This is a genomic window from Sulfurimonas sp. RIFOXYD2_FULL_34_21 (assembly GCF_001830805.1).
In the GTDB taxonomy this organism is placed as follows: domain Bacteria; phylum Campylobacterota; class Campylobacteria; order Campylobacterales; family Sulfurimonadaceae; genus Sulfurimonas.
Genome location: NZ_MICH01000006.1, coordinates 174,649 through 190,301, shown reverse-complemented (window position 1 = coordinate 190,301; position 15,653 = coordinate 174,649). Strand labels below are relative to the sequence as shown.

At 32.5% G+C, this 15,653-nt stretch carries 11 protein-coding genes; all 11 read right to left on the bottom strand.

Features of this window, described 5'->3' with window-relative positions:
• Nucleotides 1-5: 5 nt before the first annotated feature.
• The 11 genes from A2530_RS04560 to murC all read right to left on the bottom strand — a co-directional run bounded on the left by A2530_RS04560 (nt 6) and on the right by murC (nt 15,649).
• Nucleotides 6-581, bottom strand: coding sequence for a hypothetical protein (locus A2530_RS04560; RefSeq protein WP_294886053.1), 576 nt, complete (start codon nt 579-581; stop codon nt 6-8).
• 150 nt (nt 582-731) lie between these two features.
• The gene (locus A2530_RS04555; RefSeq protein ID WP_294886051.1) at nt 732-3,896 is read right to left on the bottom strand and encodes a type I restriction endonuclease subunit R; all 3,165 of its coding nucleotides are present in this window, start codon (nt 3,894-3,896) and stop codon (nt 732-734) included.
• Nucleotides 3,893-4,855: a Fic family protein gene (locus A2530_RS04550; RefSeq protein ID WP_294886050.1), complete on the bottom strand. Its 963-nt coding sequence runs from the start codon at nt 4,853-4,855 to the stop codon at nt 3,893-3,895. Before A2530_RS04550 ends, A2530_RS04555 begins: the two co-directional genes overlap by 4 nt.
• 6 nt (nt 4,856-4,861) lie before the next feature.
• The gene (locus A2530_RS04545; RefSeq protein ID WP_294886048.1) at nt 4,862-6,949 is read right to left on the bottom strand and encodes a DEAD/DEAH box helicase; all 2,088 of its coding nucleotides are present in this window, start codon (nt 6,947-6,949) and stop codon (nt 4,862-4,864) included.
• Nucleotides 6,949-7,890: a DUF1837 domain-containing protein gene (locus A2530_RS04540; protein ID WP_294886047.1), complete on the bottom strand. Its 942-nt coding sequence runs from the start codon at nt 7,888-7,890 to the stop codon at nt 6,949-6,951. Before A2530_RS04540 ends, A2530_RS04545 begins: the two co-directional genes overlap by 1 nt.
• Nucleotides 7,887-9,086: a restriction endonuclease subunit S gene (locus tag A2530_RS04535; RefSeq protein ID WP_294886045.1), complete on the bottom strand. Its 1,200-nt coding sequence runs from the start codon at nt 9,084-9,086 to the stop codon at nt 7,887-7,889. Before A2530_RS04535 ends, A2530_RS04540 begins: the two co-directional genes overlap by 4 nt.
• Entirely contained in the window at nt 9,076-10,134 is a 1,059-nt protein-coding gene (locus A2530_RS04530; protein ID WP_294886043.1) for a PDDEXK nuclease domain-containing protein, read from the bottom strand. Before A2530_RS04530 ends, A2530_RS04535 begins: the two co-directional genes overlap by 11 nt.
• Nucleotides 10,121-11,677, bottom strand: coding sequence for a class I SAM-dependent DNA methyltransferase (locus A2530_RS04525; RefSeq protein ID WP_294886041.1), 1,557 nt, complete (start codon nt 11,675-11,677; stop codon nt 10,121-10,123). The genes A2530_RS04530 and A2530_RS04525 overlap by 14 nt, the downstream gene beginning before the upstream one ends.
• Before the next feature lie 122 nt (nt 11,678-11,799).
• Complete coding sequence (locus A2530_RS04520; RefSeq protein ID WP_294886040.1) at nt 11,800-14,016, bottom strand: endonuclease MutS2; 2,217 nt, start codon at nt 14,014-14,016, stop codon at nt 11,800-11,802.
• Nucleotides 14,007-14,336 carry a hypothetical protein gene (locus tag A2530_RS04515; protein WP_294886038.1) on the bottom strand — a complete coding sequence of 110 codons (330 nt, stop codon included), beginning with the start codon at nt 14,334-14,336 and terminating at the stop codon, nt 14,007-14,009. Before A2530_RS04515 ends, A2530_RS04520 begins: the two co-directional genes overlap by 10 nt.
• Nucleotides 14,336-15,649, bottom strand: a complete 1,314-nt coding sequence (gene murC / locus A2530_RS04510; protein ID WP_294886037.1) for a UDP-N-acetylmuramate--L-alanine ligase — start codon at nt 15,647-15,649, stop codon at nt 14,336-14,338. Before murC ends, A2530_RS04515 begins: the two co-directional genes overlap by 1 nt.
• Between the last annotated feature and the right edge of the window lie 4 nt (nt 15,650-15,653).

Here is a 15,653-nt window from a genome sequence, read left to right as displayed (position 1 = left end):
TAAATTTATTTTTTATCAAAATGATAGATTGAATGTTTTTTATTTGGTTTTTGATTTTTCCAGCCTAAATACGATGATTTAAGATGTTTTCCATTCTCGGATATTTCATGTATGATTTGATGTACATGATCCTCATCCGAGTTACATAGTTTGGTTTTCATATCACAGTCAAATACAATTTTATTTTCAGTAGTTTCTTTGCTATTTAATATAAACTGCGGTTGATTTTGTTTGGCACAATAGTGCGTTGCTTTTAATTCAGTACAGTCATGAAAGTTGTTACAGTGATACATTGTTACCATCTCTTTTTTTGTATTTGGTAAAAGATCTTCTTGAAAAGTAGCACCTCTTCCGATAACTTTGTATGCAATCGCAGTAGCATCCGTTCCTACCAAATGAACTATTGCTTTGTCTTTATAAGCATCTGTTGTATCGATTTGTTTTTTTTCTTCGGATAGTGACCACTCGCCTTTTAGTAACGACTGCATTTGGTTATATACATCCATAGCTTTTGTATCTTCTGCAAAAGATGATGTTGATAATATACCAATAAGTGATAAGTAAAGTAGGATTTTTTTCATTATATTTTCTCTCTATATTAAAATAAGTCTTGAATTATATCGCAATTGAAAGATATAAACTTGAAGTATTTTATAGTGTAACGATTTTAGCACCGAAACCGCCATTGTTCATGAGCAATTTTAACACAAATAGTTATTTTTATTACAAAATTACCTATAGTTATACTTCTTAAAGTTTTCAGCTTGTTCAAATATCTCTTTAAACACTTCATCCTTTGTGATTGGTGGATAACCATGTTTAGCTAGAAGCATTATCAAATCAACTTTGAGTTCTGCTTTGATATCATCTCTCACATTCCAATCCGTATATTTTGATTTATCATCAACAACTTTTTTCACTTCTTTTGCCAGTAAAATCAATTTATCTTCAGGATAAGCGAAATCATACTTATGTGAAATGGCTTTTAAAATGTCATAAAAAGCTTTTTCCTCAAAATCTATACCCATATCAGCAAAAGACTCTTTTTCTTTTTTAAGGGCATGATAGAGGTCTATAATCTCATCCGTAAAATCTTCTAACACACCACTTACAAGTACATCTTCTTCTTTGCGTTCATTGTACTTTTCAACAAGTGCAGTGAATTTTTTTGAAAAATCTACTGCTTTAATCTTGTTTACTTTTTTAAACTCTTCTAATGCTTTGGCTAATAGTTGTTGCAGTAGTTTTATTTTTGTATTTGGTAGCTTTATCTTATCTATCTTATTGATGTAATCTTCATCAAAAATATCTATCTGTGATTCATTGTCACTTCCCAGTTTAAATATCTCCTCTACCCCATCACTTTTTAAAGCTTCTGTTATCATTTTTGTGACTTTTGCATTCATTTGAGCTGTATCAGGAGCATCTCCACGAGTTAGTTTAATTACGATAGAGCGAATTGCTAAATAAAAGTGTATATGATCTTTTTCATTTTGAGTAAAAGCTTCGCTTCCGCAACATATATCATAAGCAGATTTTAGTCTTTTAACGATATACATAAATCTAGCTTCTAGCTCTTTGGTTAGTTGGACATATTCACTAGCAAGATTTAAACATCTTAATTGTTCTGTTGGACTACCTTTAAAATATAAACTGGTATCAAACTTATAAAAAAGTTTAGAGAGTAAATCAAGTTGATCTTTTACAACCACAATAGAAGCATTGATATCTTCAAAGTTTTGACTATCGATATTTGAAAATTGTTTAAGAGCTTTATTCATAGCTGTTTTTATACCGATGTAATCGACTACCAAACCTTTCTTTTTTGATTGGTATTTTCTATTGACTCTTGAGATTGTTTGGATAAGGTTATGTTCTTGTATAGGCTTATCTATGTAGATGGTGTCTAAAAATGGAACATCAAATCCTGTGAGCCACATATCTACAACGATAGCTATTTTAAAGTTTGATTTTTCATTTTTAAACTGTGTATCAAGTGTTTTTCTGTACTCTTTTGTACCCAACAAATCATACAACTCTTTTTCATCATCTTTGTTTCTAGTCATAATCATTTTGAGTTTTTCAAGTGGAAGTATCTCTTTTCTTTCTTTATCGGTTAGTTCAATTCCCTCATTGCATACTTTTTTTTCATTCCACTCTGGTCTTAAAGCTATTAGTTCTTTATAAAGTGCGTAAGCAATTGGTCTGCTGCTTGATACAAAGAGTGCTTTACATTTAAGCGTTGCACCTTCACTTACTCTTTTTTCATAATGCTGTACAAAATCTTTTGCTACAGCTTTTACTCTATCGGGGTCGCCAAGAATGGCATTCATATTTGCCATTGCTTTTTTGCTATCTTCTATTTGATATTTACTAGCACCTGCATTTGCACACTCTGCATAATATTCTTCGATTTCATGCAGTTTTGAGTTATTTAGCAATACTTTTGCGGCTCTTCCCTCATATACGATTCGTACTGTTATTTCATCTCTTACGGATTCAGTCATAGTATAGCTGTCGATCACATCCCCAAAAACATCAAGCGTGGCATCTATCGGAGTTCCCGTAAAACCGACATAAGTAGCATTAGGTAAAGAATCATGCAAATATTTTGCAAAACCGTAAGTTTTTTTAACTCCAATTTTTGTTATTTTTACTTTTTGGTCTAAGTTGATTTGACTTCTGTGAGCTTCATCAGATATGACTATGATGTTTGTTCTATCGCTAAGTATTTCTAAATCTTGCGTAAATTTATGGATAGTTGTAAGAAAAACACCGCCACTCTCTCGCCCTCTGAGTCTTGCCCTTAAATCTTCTCTACTTTCAACACTTACTATTCCATCATCCCCTATAAAACCTTTTGCATTGGAAAATTGAGAGCTTAGCTGTGTATCCAAATCTGTTCTATCGGTAATAAGTATGATAGTAGGACTAGAAAAATGAACACTTTTCATGAGCATACGAGTTAGATAAAGCATTGTAAAACTCTTACCACAACCGGTAGCACCAAAATATGTACCGCCTTTACCATCGCCTTGCGGTTTTTCTAAAGAAGGTTCCCTTTGATGGAGTTTTATATTTTCATAAAGTTTTCTAGTAGCGTAGTATTGAGGATAACGACAAACTATCTTCTCCTCTTTTCTTGATTTGTCAGGTATATAGATAAAGTTATGGATGATATCTACCAATCTCTCTTTATTAAACATCCCTTGAATCATAGAGTGCATGGAAGCTATGCCATTTACATCTACTTCATTGCCCGTAATCTTTCTCCAAGCGTATAAAGATTCATAGGGTGCAAAAAACGAACCTGCCTTATTGTTTACTCCATCGCTTATGACACAAAAGGCATTGTATTTAAAAAGCTCGGGAATATCTCTTCTGTACCTTGTAGTGAGTTGTACAAAAGCATCATGAATAGTTGCTTCTTCTCTTATGGCACTTTTAAATTCAAATACAACCAACGGTAAGCCGTTGATATAAAGTATGCCATCAGGAATTCGTTTTTCATAGCCAACTATTTCAAGTTGATTTACTATTTTAAAACTATTCTTTTCTACATTTTCATAATTTATAAACTCTACATGTATATCTTTCGCTTTTGCATCTTCTCTTTTAAAGATAAATCCATCAGATATTAGTTTCGTTATAGATTTGTTACTGTCGTATAAATCACTTGATGGATATGATTCAAGTTTTCGCACAATTTGAGTTATTTCACTTTCAGTTATATTTTCATTTTTATACCTATTTTTTAGATACTCTTTTAAATCATCTTTGAGCAGAACTTCACTCTCATTTCGTTCTATATCTTTACCATACTGATAGTGTATGCCTTGTTCACCAAGCAACTCTATAAATGCCAGTTCAAGTTTTTCTTCTGTAAATTTACTCATTTTATTCCCATCTCTGATAGTATTTCCCAATGACCAGATTTTAGACTTCCAACTCTACTTATAATATCTTCATCTTTTAGCTTTTTAATTACTTTTTTTATCCCTGATTCACTCATAGAGAGTTTTTCCATCAGTTCATAAATAGTGATTTTACTATCTTCTTTCATAAGTGCTAAAACTTTTTGGTCACTTTTATAGTTACTTTCTTGGTCACTTTTTAAAGTATTTTGCATTGATTTTAAAATCATCTCAAGCATAAACTCTATAAATGGCGTACTTTCACCCATCTGAGTAGAGTTTTCAATCGCACTATAGTATTGCTCTTGATAATCTCTAACTATACTTTCAGTTGGGAGAAGTGAAAAAATCGGGTTGAAACTATTTAAAATCACACTTTGCCAAAGTCTTCCGATTCTTCCGTTTCCATCATTAAATGGATGGATAAACTCAAATTCATAGTGAAATATGCAAGATTTTAAAAGTATATGTTCATCACTATTTTTTAGCCAAGAAAAAAGATTTATCATCAAGTCGTTTATAATGCTCGGCTGTGGAGCTATATGTCCCCCTACTTGAACATTGATACTTCTAAAACTTCCGGCAGATGTTAGTATCTCACTCATCAAAATTTTATGTGCATGTAGCAAATCATCTAACTCATCAAATCTATACTCATCGAGTTTTTCATACGCTTTTATAGCCCCTTGAACTTCTGCTAATTCTCTCACAGTTCCTAAAACCGTTTTACCATCTAAGATTGCGGTGATTTTCTCTTCACCTAAAAAATTACCCTCTATTTCCAGCGTACCTGCCAAAGTTTTGATACGGTTCTTTTTTCTCAACATTGGATTTACTTTTGATAGTCCAGCAAATTGAAGTTTTGTGAGTTCTTCACTTATTTGTGTTGAAAGTTTTAGTATTTTTGAGGTTATCGTATAGGGTGGGATATAATGATTCATATTTATCTAGCCTTTATTCACATTTTTATTAGATATTCCATCATAAAAATAATCCAAAATATATAAATCAAATTCATCGAAAGTTACTACTTTACTTTTAATATATTCAATGCTAAGTTTGTTAAATATATTTATTGCTGAGTGTATATTTAATGTTTCATCTTCAAAATTAATAACTTTTGCAATATGAATTTTTTTTGACAACATTCTCGGCAAACCATATTCTTCCAATTGATAAACTACTGATGGCAAAAAAGCATGAGAAACTTTAGAGATAAATGGCGAAATATCAACATTCTTATTTTTAAAAATAACCTTTTGTAAGGTATTTATATCTCCTAGCAATGCTGATAGCTTAAATGTAGCATTTCGTTCCAGTAGAAAAAACATATCTATTTTGATAGCATGTTTAGAAAGATAAGCTAATAATTCAGGAATGCTTTTATTCCAATTTTGAGATAGAATCTTAGTAAAATAAACAAAATCGCCATGTTTAATATCCCATTTTCCAGCCTGTAAATTAATAGCTTTATATAATGGATTATCCCATTTATTTGGAGTACTGTTTAAGTGTGATAAACCATTCCATGTATCAGGATTATTCTTCATATCAATAGCTATTTTCTCAATAAGTTCTCTACTTGATTGAAATGAATTCTCTTTAATTAACCTTTCATAGATTTCTTTGCCAAGTATATTGTACATATTTTCTTTATGCTCAATTATTTTTGTGATTTGTTCTTTAGTTAAATCATCTTTATACTCAACTTCATCGACGTCAGGAATCGTATTTTCAGAAAACTCTATTGTTAATTGTATTTCATCATCTTTAGGTGGTTTAACAAACAAATAAATATGACCAACAAAGTGCTTAAACATTCTTCCACTTCTGCCTATTATATTTTTGTATGTGAAACTATTTAATCTATAATTTTTCCAAACAATTACATTTTGTGCGGATGTATTCACACCTTCTATGATTGAAGAAGTAGAAACGATATTGTTCAGTCCATCTTCATCCTCAAACATTTTTATTTGTATCTGACTTAATGAACGATGCAATCTTCCGTTATGAATCCCCATGCCTTTTCTTACAACTTTGGTTAAGTTCCAGTTTTTTTCGTAATTTGTAGCCAACCAACTTGAGAATAATTTTAATTTTTTGGAATCACTATTTGGGATACTTTTTTTAATTAATTCAGATACAGTGTCAATTTCAGGAAAAGTTCCTGCATATATCAACGTTTTTATATCTTTATGCTGATTGAGAATTTCTATAAGTTTTGCATTTTTATTACTTAATGTAATTTCTTTATATGTGTCATGTTTTGATAGATAAACCGTATTAAAAGTTAATGGTATAAATTCCATACCTTCAGTAAATAAGTTAGAATATAATTTTTCAATATTTGGAGCTAAATAGTATTTTTGATTTGCTTTTTTTCCAAGCTTTAGAATTGCTTTTTGAAGTGTAGATGAACGCTCTTTGTCAAAATCAAAACTTGCTTTATAAAATTCATCTATTACTAATAAATCTAAGTTTTTTATTGCATCTATATAACCAATAGCTCTTTCTTGAGGAAATATAAAAATATTTTTATCGGAAAGTTCTACATCTGCCGTTGTAATAATTTTATATTCATATGAGAACTTTTTGTAAAGTCTTCTTCTGATTTCATCTGATAAAGCTATAGTTGGAACTATGATTAATATGTTATTTGGTTTTTTTATAGATATAAAAGAATCAATTACAAAGCTTTTACCAAAACTTGTTGGAGCACTTATTGCAAGGTTTTTTCCATTTAAAAGCTTTTTCAATAAGTTTGATTGCTCTCTATGCAATGTTAATGGTTCATCACTTCCTGTGTCAACCTTAAACATATCATAAATAAGCCTATCTTCTAGTATCGCATTATCTGTATCGATGTAAGGATATAAACCTGTAAGGCGAATCAAATGATTAACTATATGTGAATATTCAATATTGTTATTTTTCATATAATCAAGTAATAAAATTAATTGATTTCGAGCCTTGTCCTCATTGTTTAGGTCAAGTTGATTACTTATTTCTTTGCATTGATTAAAAATATACATTAATCTTCATCTCTTTCAAACATTGCTTTTGTATAAAATCTATCTACAAGCTCAGATTTGTTGGGAACTGGAAATAATATTAAATGAAATTTTATTTCTTTGTACATATAGACACTATTTAGCTTGATATCTTGTTTTTTCATAAAAATTTCCGCTTTTTTAATATGTTCTTCCCTCATCTTTTTTTTGTATTCATCAAAACTTTCTGTATTGCTTGCAGTAATCTCACATTGATGAAGAATAAGAATTGGAACATGTAATTGTTGCTTAATATCATCAAGTGAGATGCCATCTGCTAGTTTATCTTTAATATCTTTGAGTAGTTTTTTATCTTCAATGAATAAATCTAAATCTTTAAGCGATGTCACAATACTTAGTTCTTTTCTAAGCTTATCATCTATGAATATATTGTGAACAGACTCAATAATTGAATCCAATCTTGTATCTTTAATACTATTATAAAATTTAGCTTCCCCAAGCCAAAGTGAAAATGTACCATCTGTATTAAGTGTTATATGGATGCTATCAGCACCTTTTGCATAATCATTTCTATTTTGTTTATAAAATATTTTTGGCACAACAGGAAGAGCAGAATAATATTTTTTCATTATGCCGTAAAGTAATATTTCTCCAATTTCACCACCTTTTTCATCACCTTCTAATAATCGTAAATTTTTAGCTGATTTTGTTAATATGGTTTGTTCATCACCGATTAAAGCCTCTTTTTCTGTTTGAGAAAGTGCTGTATCTTTAATGTTATTCCAAATAAATTGTTCAAATTGTTGTCGTCTCCATTTGCCACTTTCAAATCCATTTACCAAACTTAATAGTGCTTTATTATTTGGGTCAATATTATTAGTTGATAAGTTTTGTAATATATCATCAACTACAACATCAAAAGTAATAGTAGTTCCAGCATGTGTAGTATATGTACTTATCATTTTTTTATTACCACTTTCTCATTTTCGTCAATAGTTGCAATTTTTGAAAGTAAAACTTCTTTTAATCTTTCTAAAGTTTCATTTTCATCTTTTAAAATACTTTTATGTTTAAAAATTGGTATCAATATTTTCTCAAAATTTTCAAGAACATAATTTTCAGGTTTTAGATTTTTTAATCCATTTAAAAGATTTGTAGTCATACTTGGAACTGCTGAACCAACATTTAAACTATAAAAATCAATACTTTTTAAAATATGAAAAAGATATTTTCCTGAGAATTTAGTTTTTATAATCGAGTAAAACATTGTATCTACAGTCCAAAACTCTTGATTTATGTGGATAATATTGTTTAATGAACCTTTTCTAGGTATTAATATTGATTCGCCTGAATATAAATATTTATCAACATATTTCATTATTCCACCTGAACCATAAAGAGGTATTTCCCCATTGTTAAGATGTTTATAGTCTTTCCCATATTTTATATCTAACATATCAATAAGTTCAACTATTTGCCAATTATTAGGTATTTCCATCTCTAACTCATCACAATAAACCATTTCGCCACCATTTGATTTATATGGTTTTATATTAGATTCTGAATCAAGTTCAGAATGACTAAAGTTGTGTGGAAACTCAAAATTTACAAACCACTCTTTATAGATACTTTGTGCGGTATCTTCTAGCTTTTGATTTAGTTGTTCATTGAGTTTGATTCTGTCTGTGATGGTGTGGTACTCTTTAATTATCTCATTTTGTTTTTCAAGTGAAGGAACTGGAAGTTCTACATCACACATCTCTTCCCATCCAAAAGCTTCTCTTGTACTACCATGAGACATATATCTTGCATATCTGTCAAACTCTTCTCTTCTAAACCACATCATAAGATATTCTGGCAATAACTCATTTGTGTTAATAATTTCAAATACAGTATATGAAGTAGAAACAATAGCTTCATCATTTTCAAGCAATGCTACAGAGATTTTATCCCCATTTCTTGAAGTTACTGGTCCATAAGCAAATTGACCTTTTTGGACTATTTTATATATGGTCATATCTGTACCAATGATATTTGCGATAGATGGAATAAACTTTTTTGTAATACTTACACCCAAGAGATTATCAACTGTTAAATCACTGTTTTTTACACTGACTTGCTGAATAAATTGACCAAGTTTTTTATAATTACTTCTCATCTAACTCTGCCTCTATTTCCTCGATAGTTGGAAGTGATGATTTATACTCTTTTGGAAGAATTTCAGTTAGTTCATATTCACTAATTCCCAAAGGTTTGTTTATATCTTTGAGTGCATATTCTACTACTATGTTGTTTTTTGATTTGCAAATGAGTATCCCGATAGTTGGATTATCATTTGCACTTTTTAATTCGCCGTCTATTGCCGAAGTATAAAAGCTCAGTTTACCAGTAAACTCTGGCTTAAATTCTACTGCTTTTAACTCAACTACTACATAACATTTGAGTTTGATATGGTAAAAAAGTAAATCTATTTTAAACTCATCTCCGCCTACAAGGAGCTTGTATTGTCTTCCTACAAAAGCAAAGCCACTACCAAGTTCAAGTAAAAACTTTGTGATATTTTCACATAGTGCATCTTCTAGCTCTTTTTCTTGATAATTTTCTCTCATACTCAAAAAGTCAAAATTATAGGGGTCTTTTGTAATCTCTTTTGCCAAGTCTGATTGTAAAGGTGGCAAAGTGGTTTCAAAATTTGTGATAGCTTTGCCATCTCTTGCGTAAAGATTAGTTTCTATTTGATGGATAAGTACATTTCTACTTATGCCATGTTTGAGTGTGTTGTTTACATAATATAGGGCTTCATCTATATCTTTACACTTTGATATTATTACAAAATTATGCCCCAATGGTATCAAAAACAATTGTGGAACAAGCTGTTCCATTTTTTCAATTTCATTTGCACAACAACTCGTTCCACTATTTGTATAAAACAAAAACCATCTTCTTATATATTGTAAATTTGAGAGAGAAAATCCCTTTATATCTGGGAACTCTTCGAGCAAATCTCTACTTAATTGCTCTAAAAAACCACTTCCCCATTTATGCACCTTTTGTTTTTCAACTATATCGTTTCCAAGATTCCAGTAAAATTCAAGCAAAGTAGTATTGACAGCAATTGAAGCCTTTATCTGTGAGCTTTGAAATTTTTGTTTTATCTCATGTAACCACTTTTTATATTCTGTTGTAACTATTTTAGTTGATGGCATAACCAAGTTCCTCAAATACTTTTAGTAGCTCTTTTTTTGATTGTTCTTCCTCTTTTAAAAGCTCTGCAAATTCACCTTGAAGTGTTTGCATCTTTGTATCGAAATCTATATTTTCATCTCTGTTTACAAACTCTATGTATTTGCTAGGAACAAGTGAGTAATCTTTTGCTCTCACTTCATCTTTTGATGCACTATAACAGTATTCAGGTATATCTTTGTAAGCCTCTTTATCACTTTGCCAAACATGATAAGTATCAGTTACTTCTTCTACTGTTTCATCATCAAACTGTGTAAATTTCTTTTCAAATGGCACACCTTTTTGTCTCAAATCCATAAAAAGTATCTCATTTGTTCTATCTCGATGAGTTTTTATTTTGCCATTTTGCTCAAAAATTCTAAGCTTCTTATTGGCACCCAGTATCCAAAGAGTCACACTAATATCTGTCGTATAAAAAAGGTTTCTAGGTAAAATAACAATCGCCTCTACAATATCATTTTCAATGAGCTTTTTTCGTATTTTATACTCTTCGCCGCCACCGCTTAACGCCCCATTTGCCAAGACAAATCCAGCTACACCGTTTACGGAGAGTTTTGATACCATGTTTAGTATCCATCCGTAGTTGGCGTTTGATGTCGGCGGTACATCGTATCCTGCCCATCTTGCATCGTCTAGTAGTTCGTTTACACCTCTCCAATCTTTTTGATTAAAAGGTGGATTTGCCATGATGAAGTCGGCTTTAAGGTCTTTGTGTTGGTCTTTTGCAAATGTATCGGCAGGTACATCTCCAAGATTTGCAGATATTCCTCTGATGGCTAAGTTCATTTTGGCAAGTTTGTAGGTAGTGGCTGTATATTCTTGACCGTAAACCGAGATATCTTTTTTGTTTCCATTGTGAGCATCTATAAACTTTACAGACTGCACAAACATACCGCCACTTCCACATGCGGGGTCATATATCTTGCCTTTGTATGGCTCTATCATGGTTGATATAAGATTGACTATTGATTTTGGCGTGTAGAACTCTCCTTTTCCTTTACCCTCAGCGATTGCAAACTTACTTAAGAAGTATTCATATACTCGTCCAACCACATCATGCCCTTTGTCTTCTATGGTATTGATGTTGTTGATAGTATCTATGAGAGATGAAAGTTTACTCACATCAAGACCAAGTCTTGAGAAGTAATTATCAGGCAATGCACCTTTTAGGCTAGGATTGTTTTTTTCGATAGTTGCTAGGGCTGTATCTATTTTGAGGGCGATATCATTTTGTTTTGCGTTTTGTTTTATGTATGACCATCGTGATTCAGTAGGAAGATAAAAAACATTTTCCATAGTGTAAAACTCCACCATATCCACAAATGCCTCTTTGCCTTCGGCTATTAGCTTTTCTCTTCTCTCTTCAAAAGTATCACTCACAAACTTTAAAAAAATAAGTCCCAGAACAATATGCTTGTATTCACTTGATTCAACTGAGCCTCTAAGTTTATTTGCACTTTCCCAAAGAGTCTCTTCCATAGATTTTTGATTTTTTTCTTTTGCCATTACTTGCTGTAACCTTTTAATTAACATATTTAATTAATAATTAATTTTTAATTATTATAGCTAATTTAAAGTCCAAGGCATTTATTCTAGTATAAATTTTCCACTTTTGGGAGTTTTCTTCATTACAGAGTCACTACTTTTGCACCAAAACCGCCCATGTGTTGCGGTGCATCTTCAAACTTTTTAACTCTCGGATGGGCTTTTAGAAACTCTTTAACAGCGTAGGATAATTTGCCTGTTCCGATACCGTGATAGACTATCACTTCATCCCAGCCGTTTATAAGCGCATCGGAGATAAATTTATCCAAAACTTCCGTTGCCTCTTCGGCTCTCATGCCGTGAAGGTCGCATTTTAGTCCTGCTCTTTTTTGTACTTGTAGATTTACGTCAGTTCGTGGTTTTTGTTTTATGGTCTCAGTCGGTTTTAGTTGTGATGTATTAACACGCACACGCATTCCGTCAACCTCTACGATAGCCTCTTTTTCATCTTTCATAGCAACTATTACGCCTTTTTTGCTATGATATTTTACGCTTTCGCCTACGCTGAATTTTATAGGAAGACTTTGCGGCGGTTTCTCTTTTGGTAAATTTTTGTTCGCTTTATTCATAGCTCTGTGAATTGCTTTTGCATCACCTGCACGAGCGGCTTGTTTTGCTTCGTTTATCGCTATTTCGTAGCTCTCTTTTAACACGGCTTTTTCTTTTTGAAGCTCTTCATAAACCTTTTGTCTTTGCTCTTTTAAGTCAAGCTCTTTTAGCCTTAGCTCTTCTAGTTTTTCATCAACCGTTCTATGCTTTTGTTTTAATTCGCGCTCTAGCTGTGAGCCTCTTTCTATGAGTATATTTAGCTTTTCGCTGTTATCGCCGTAAACTACTTTTGCTTCGTTTACGATTTTGTTTGAGATACCGTATCTGCTTGCCGTCTCAAATGCGTAGCTTTTTCCGATGATGCCATGCATAAACTCATAAGTAGGCACTCTATTTTGCTCATCATAAATCGCCGCCATAAGCTCCACATCGTCACGGTCTGCCATTAAAGCCGCAAGACGTTTATGATGGGTAGTAACGACAATCTTTTGTCCACGCATTATAAGTTCATCAAGTATCACTTTAAAGAGTGCGGCAGCTTCGTCGCTGTCCGTTCCGAGTTCTATCTCGTCAACCCCGACAAGAGCCTCTTTATACTCAAATATCTTAGAAAACTCCTGCATACGTCCTGCAAAGGTAGAGATGTCATTTTTTACGTTTTGAGGGTCGTCGATAATTGCTAATATATTTTTAAAATTCCCTACATGTGATTTATGCTCGTTTAGTTTCATCGGAATAATATATTTTGCCATAAAAGCCGCAGAGAGGATTGACTTTAAAAGCATGGTCTTTCCGCCTGCATTTACACCGGTAATCATTAAGATATTTTTAGAAAAATCTACATGTATAGGTTTTGCATGGTGAAGAGCAGGGTGTATAAAACCCTCTAAAATAATTTTTGAATCTTTTTTAGATTTTATAAGTTGGAGATTTTTACTTTTTGCAAACAAAACTCTTGCTTGATAGTTGTCAAATTTGCCAAACTCTTTGTCGATAAAGTTTATAAAAGGCAAAAGTTCAGAGAGTTTTGATGAGAACTCTTTTGCGTAGGTGTAAAAGATGGCGTCTCTTTCTTGGTTAATGTAGCGTATCTGCTCTTTTGCTTTTAATATACTATCGGGCGAGACATAAAAACCGCCGCTAGAACTTCTGCCGATAACTGCACCTTTTAGTACATGATTAAAACCGCCGCGAACCAAAAGACACTCTTCGTCATTTATAAAGTGAACTTGAGTATCAATCATATAAGATGAGAGTTTTTGGCTTGAAATCAGCCTTTTTAAAGAGCCGCTCATGTTGGTTTTGTGTTCTCTTATTCTAGCACCGAGATTAAAAAGAACTTCATCAAGATTCTCTTCAAATTTGCCATCATGCGTAAAGTACTTTTCAACTTCCATAAATTTCGGTTCAATAACAAACTTATCCATCCATTCGCCGATAATGCCTTGTAGATTTTTGTTTTTAAAGTAGCGAAAATAACGGACAACTTTTACTATCTCAAAAATCTGCTCAAACTGCAATACGCCCTGTTTTTTTAGATGAAGTTTTATATTTGTAAAGTCGGCAACTTTTGGAGGCGATTTAAACTCGATAGAATCAAGAGCTTTTATATAGCGGTAATGAAGCTCCTGATCACCTTCCATATAAAGAGAGTCATCACGTGAAAAAAATTGTTTAAATGTGTTTATATGCTCGTTTAAATCAAGTTGATTGATAATTAAATCAACCTTGGAACTATTTTCTATTCGCATGTAGAAGCACTAATCATTTGGGAAAAGTATGGAGTGTTCTCTTTACCTATGAAAGTATAAGTTCCTATGCTTAGAGTAAAATTTTCATCATTAACGCTCACACCTTTACATGTAATAGTCTTATGTTGATTAAACTTCAAAACTGCGTCAAGCATTTTGTCTCTTTGAGAGTTGCTGTAAGTATTAAAAGCTATTGCAAATAAAACAACACCTAAAACCAGAGTCGTTACAATAACTTTTTGTTGACGCGAAAACTCGGTAAAGTAGTGAAGGGCTAAAAAAAATAGCCCTACTATGATTAGACCTATTATGTATGCCACTAAGCAGTTCCTCTTATTTGATAAGTTAAATCTCCGGCGCCAAAACCGATAATAAGACCTTTATCCAGAGTTTTAAGTGCCTCTTTGTCTTTTATAATAGTAATCGTATTGTTTGCTCTTGTGATATTGTCCGCCATTATAAGGTTGTATCTTTTAAATTTCTCGGCAAAATCGATATCTCTGCTTGCTTCACCTGCAGACCAAACGGGAAGAATTATAAGCTCCTGCGCACCTTCAAAACATTTTATAAACTCTTCGAGGTTGTCAACTGTTCGAGAGTATTTATGCGGCTGCCAGATAGCGGTAATTTTGTCAAAACCTTTTAAAAGTGCGTACTCTTTAACCGATTCAAAAGTCGCTTTTATCTCTGTAGGATGATGACCGTAATCATCGATAATCACACTGTCATGTTCAGCTCCGACAATGTCAAATCGTTTCTTTATGCCTTTAAATGTAAGTATCTTTTCTCTTATCTCTTCAATATCCATTGATTCATTTGCGGCAAGAATTGCCAAAGCAGCATCCAATGCAATATGTTTTCCAAAACCCCAAACATCAAAACTACCTAAGTCTTTGAGGTTAAATCGTGTGTGAGGCTCATCGTTTATAAGAACAAATTCTATGTTTGTAATATCACGGCTTGGATAGAGCCACTTAGCTTCGATTTCGTCTATCAATTTGTTTAAAAACGGGTCTTCCGCATTTAAAACACGACAAGGCGCCAACTTTATAAAAGTTTTATATGATTCGTAAAAAAGCTCATAGTTATAGTCGTAATACTCCATGTGTTCAGGCTCTGCATTTATAACGATAGAACAATATGGGTTTGAGTTTAAAAAACTTCCGTCACTCTCATCCGCTTCAAAAAGCATAACATCGTTATCTGTCGTATATCTTACGTTTGAGCCGAATGCTTTTGACTCTGCACCGATAATAGCCGAACCGTCCATAATAGCCGTAAGTATTGCAGTTGTGGTACTTTTACCGTGTGCTCCTGCAACCGAATAGACTTTAGATGTATTTAAAATACGTAGCAGTGCTTCACGGCGTGCAAGAACTTCTATTTCTCTCTCTTTTGCTTCAACGATTTCCGGATTATCTGGACGAATGATTGCCGAGTGAATTACCAAATCTTGATTGGTAATCGCAGAAGCATTATGCGGCACAGTTACCGTAATGCCTAATTTGCGAAGTTTTTGAGTGATAACCGTGTCTGCAATGTCTGAACCGCTGATTTCATGACCTTTATATTTCATATATTGTGCTAATCCTGAGATACCTATTCCGCCGATACCGATAAAGTGAATTTTCATCTGC

Bases quoted from the DNA above. Each gene is read 5' to 3' on its own strand.
- A2530_RS04560 (WP_294886053.1), bottom strand. From the start codon at position 581: ATGAAAAAAATCCTACTTTACTTATCACTTATTGGTATATTATCAACA.
- A2530_RS04555 (WP_294886051.1), bottom strand. From the start codon at position 3,896: ATGAGTAAATTTACAGAAGAAAAACTTGAACTGGCATTTATAGAGTTG.
- A2530_RS04550 (WP_294886050.1), bottom strand. From the start codon at position 4,855: ATGAATCATTATATCCCACCCTATACGATAACCTCAAAAATACTAAAA.
- A2530_RS04545 (WP_294886048.1), bottom strand. From the start codon at position 6,949: ATGTATATTTTTAATCAATGCAAAGAAATAAGTAATCAACTTGACCTA.
- A2530_RS04540 (WP_294886047.1), bottom strand. From the start codon at position 7,890: ATGATAAGTACATATACTACACATGCTGGAACTACTATTACTTTTGAT.
- A2530_RS04535 (WP_294886045.1), bottom strand. From the start codon at position 9,086: ATGAGAAGTAATTATAAAAAACTTGGTCAATTTATTCAGCAAGTCAGT.
- A2530_RS04530 (WP_294886043.1), bottom strand. From the start codon at position 10,134: ATGCCATCAACTAAAATAGTTACAACAGAATATAAAAAGTGGTTACAT.
- A2530_RS04525 (WP_294886041.1), bottom strand. From the start codon at position 11,677: ATGGCAAAAGAAAAAAATCAAAAATCTATGGAAGAGACTCTTTGGGAA.
- A2530_RS04520 (WP_294886040.1), bottom strand. From the start codon at position 14,016: ATGCGAATAGAAAATAGTTCCAAGGTTGATTTAATTATCAATCAACTT.
- murC (WP_294886037.1), bottom strand. From the start codon at position 15,649: ATGAAAATTCACTTTATCGGTATCGGCGGAATAGGTATCTCAGGATTA.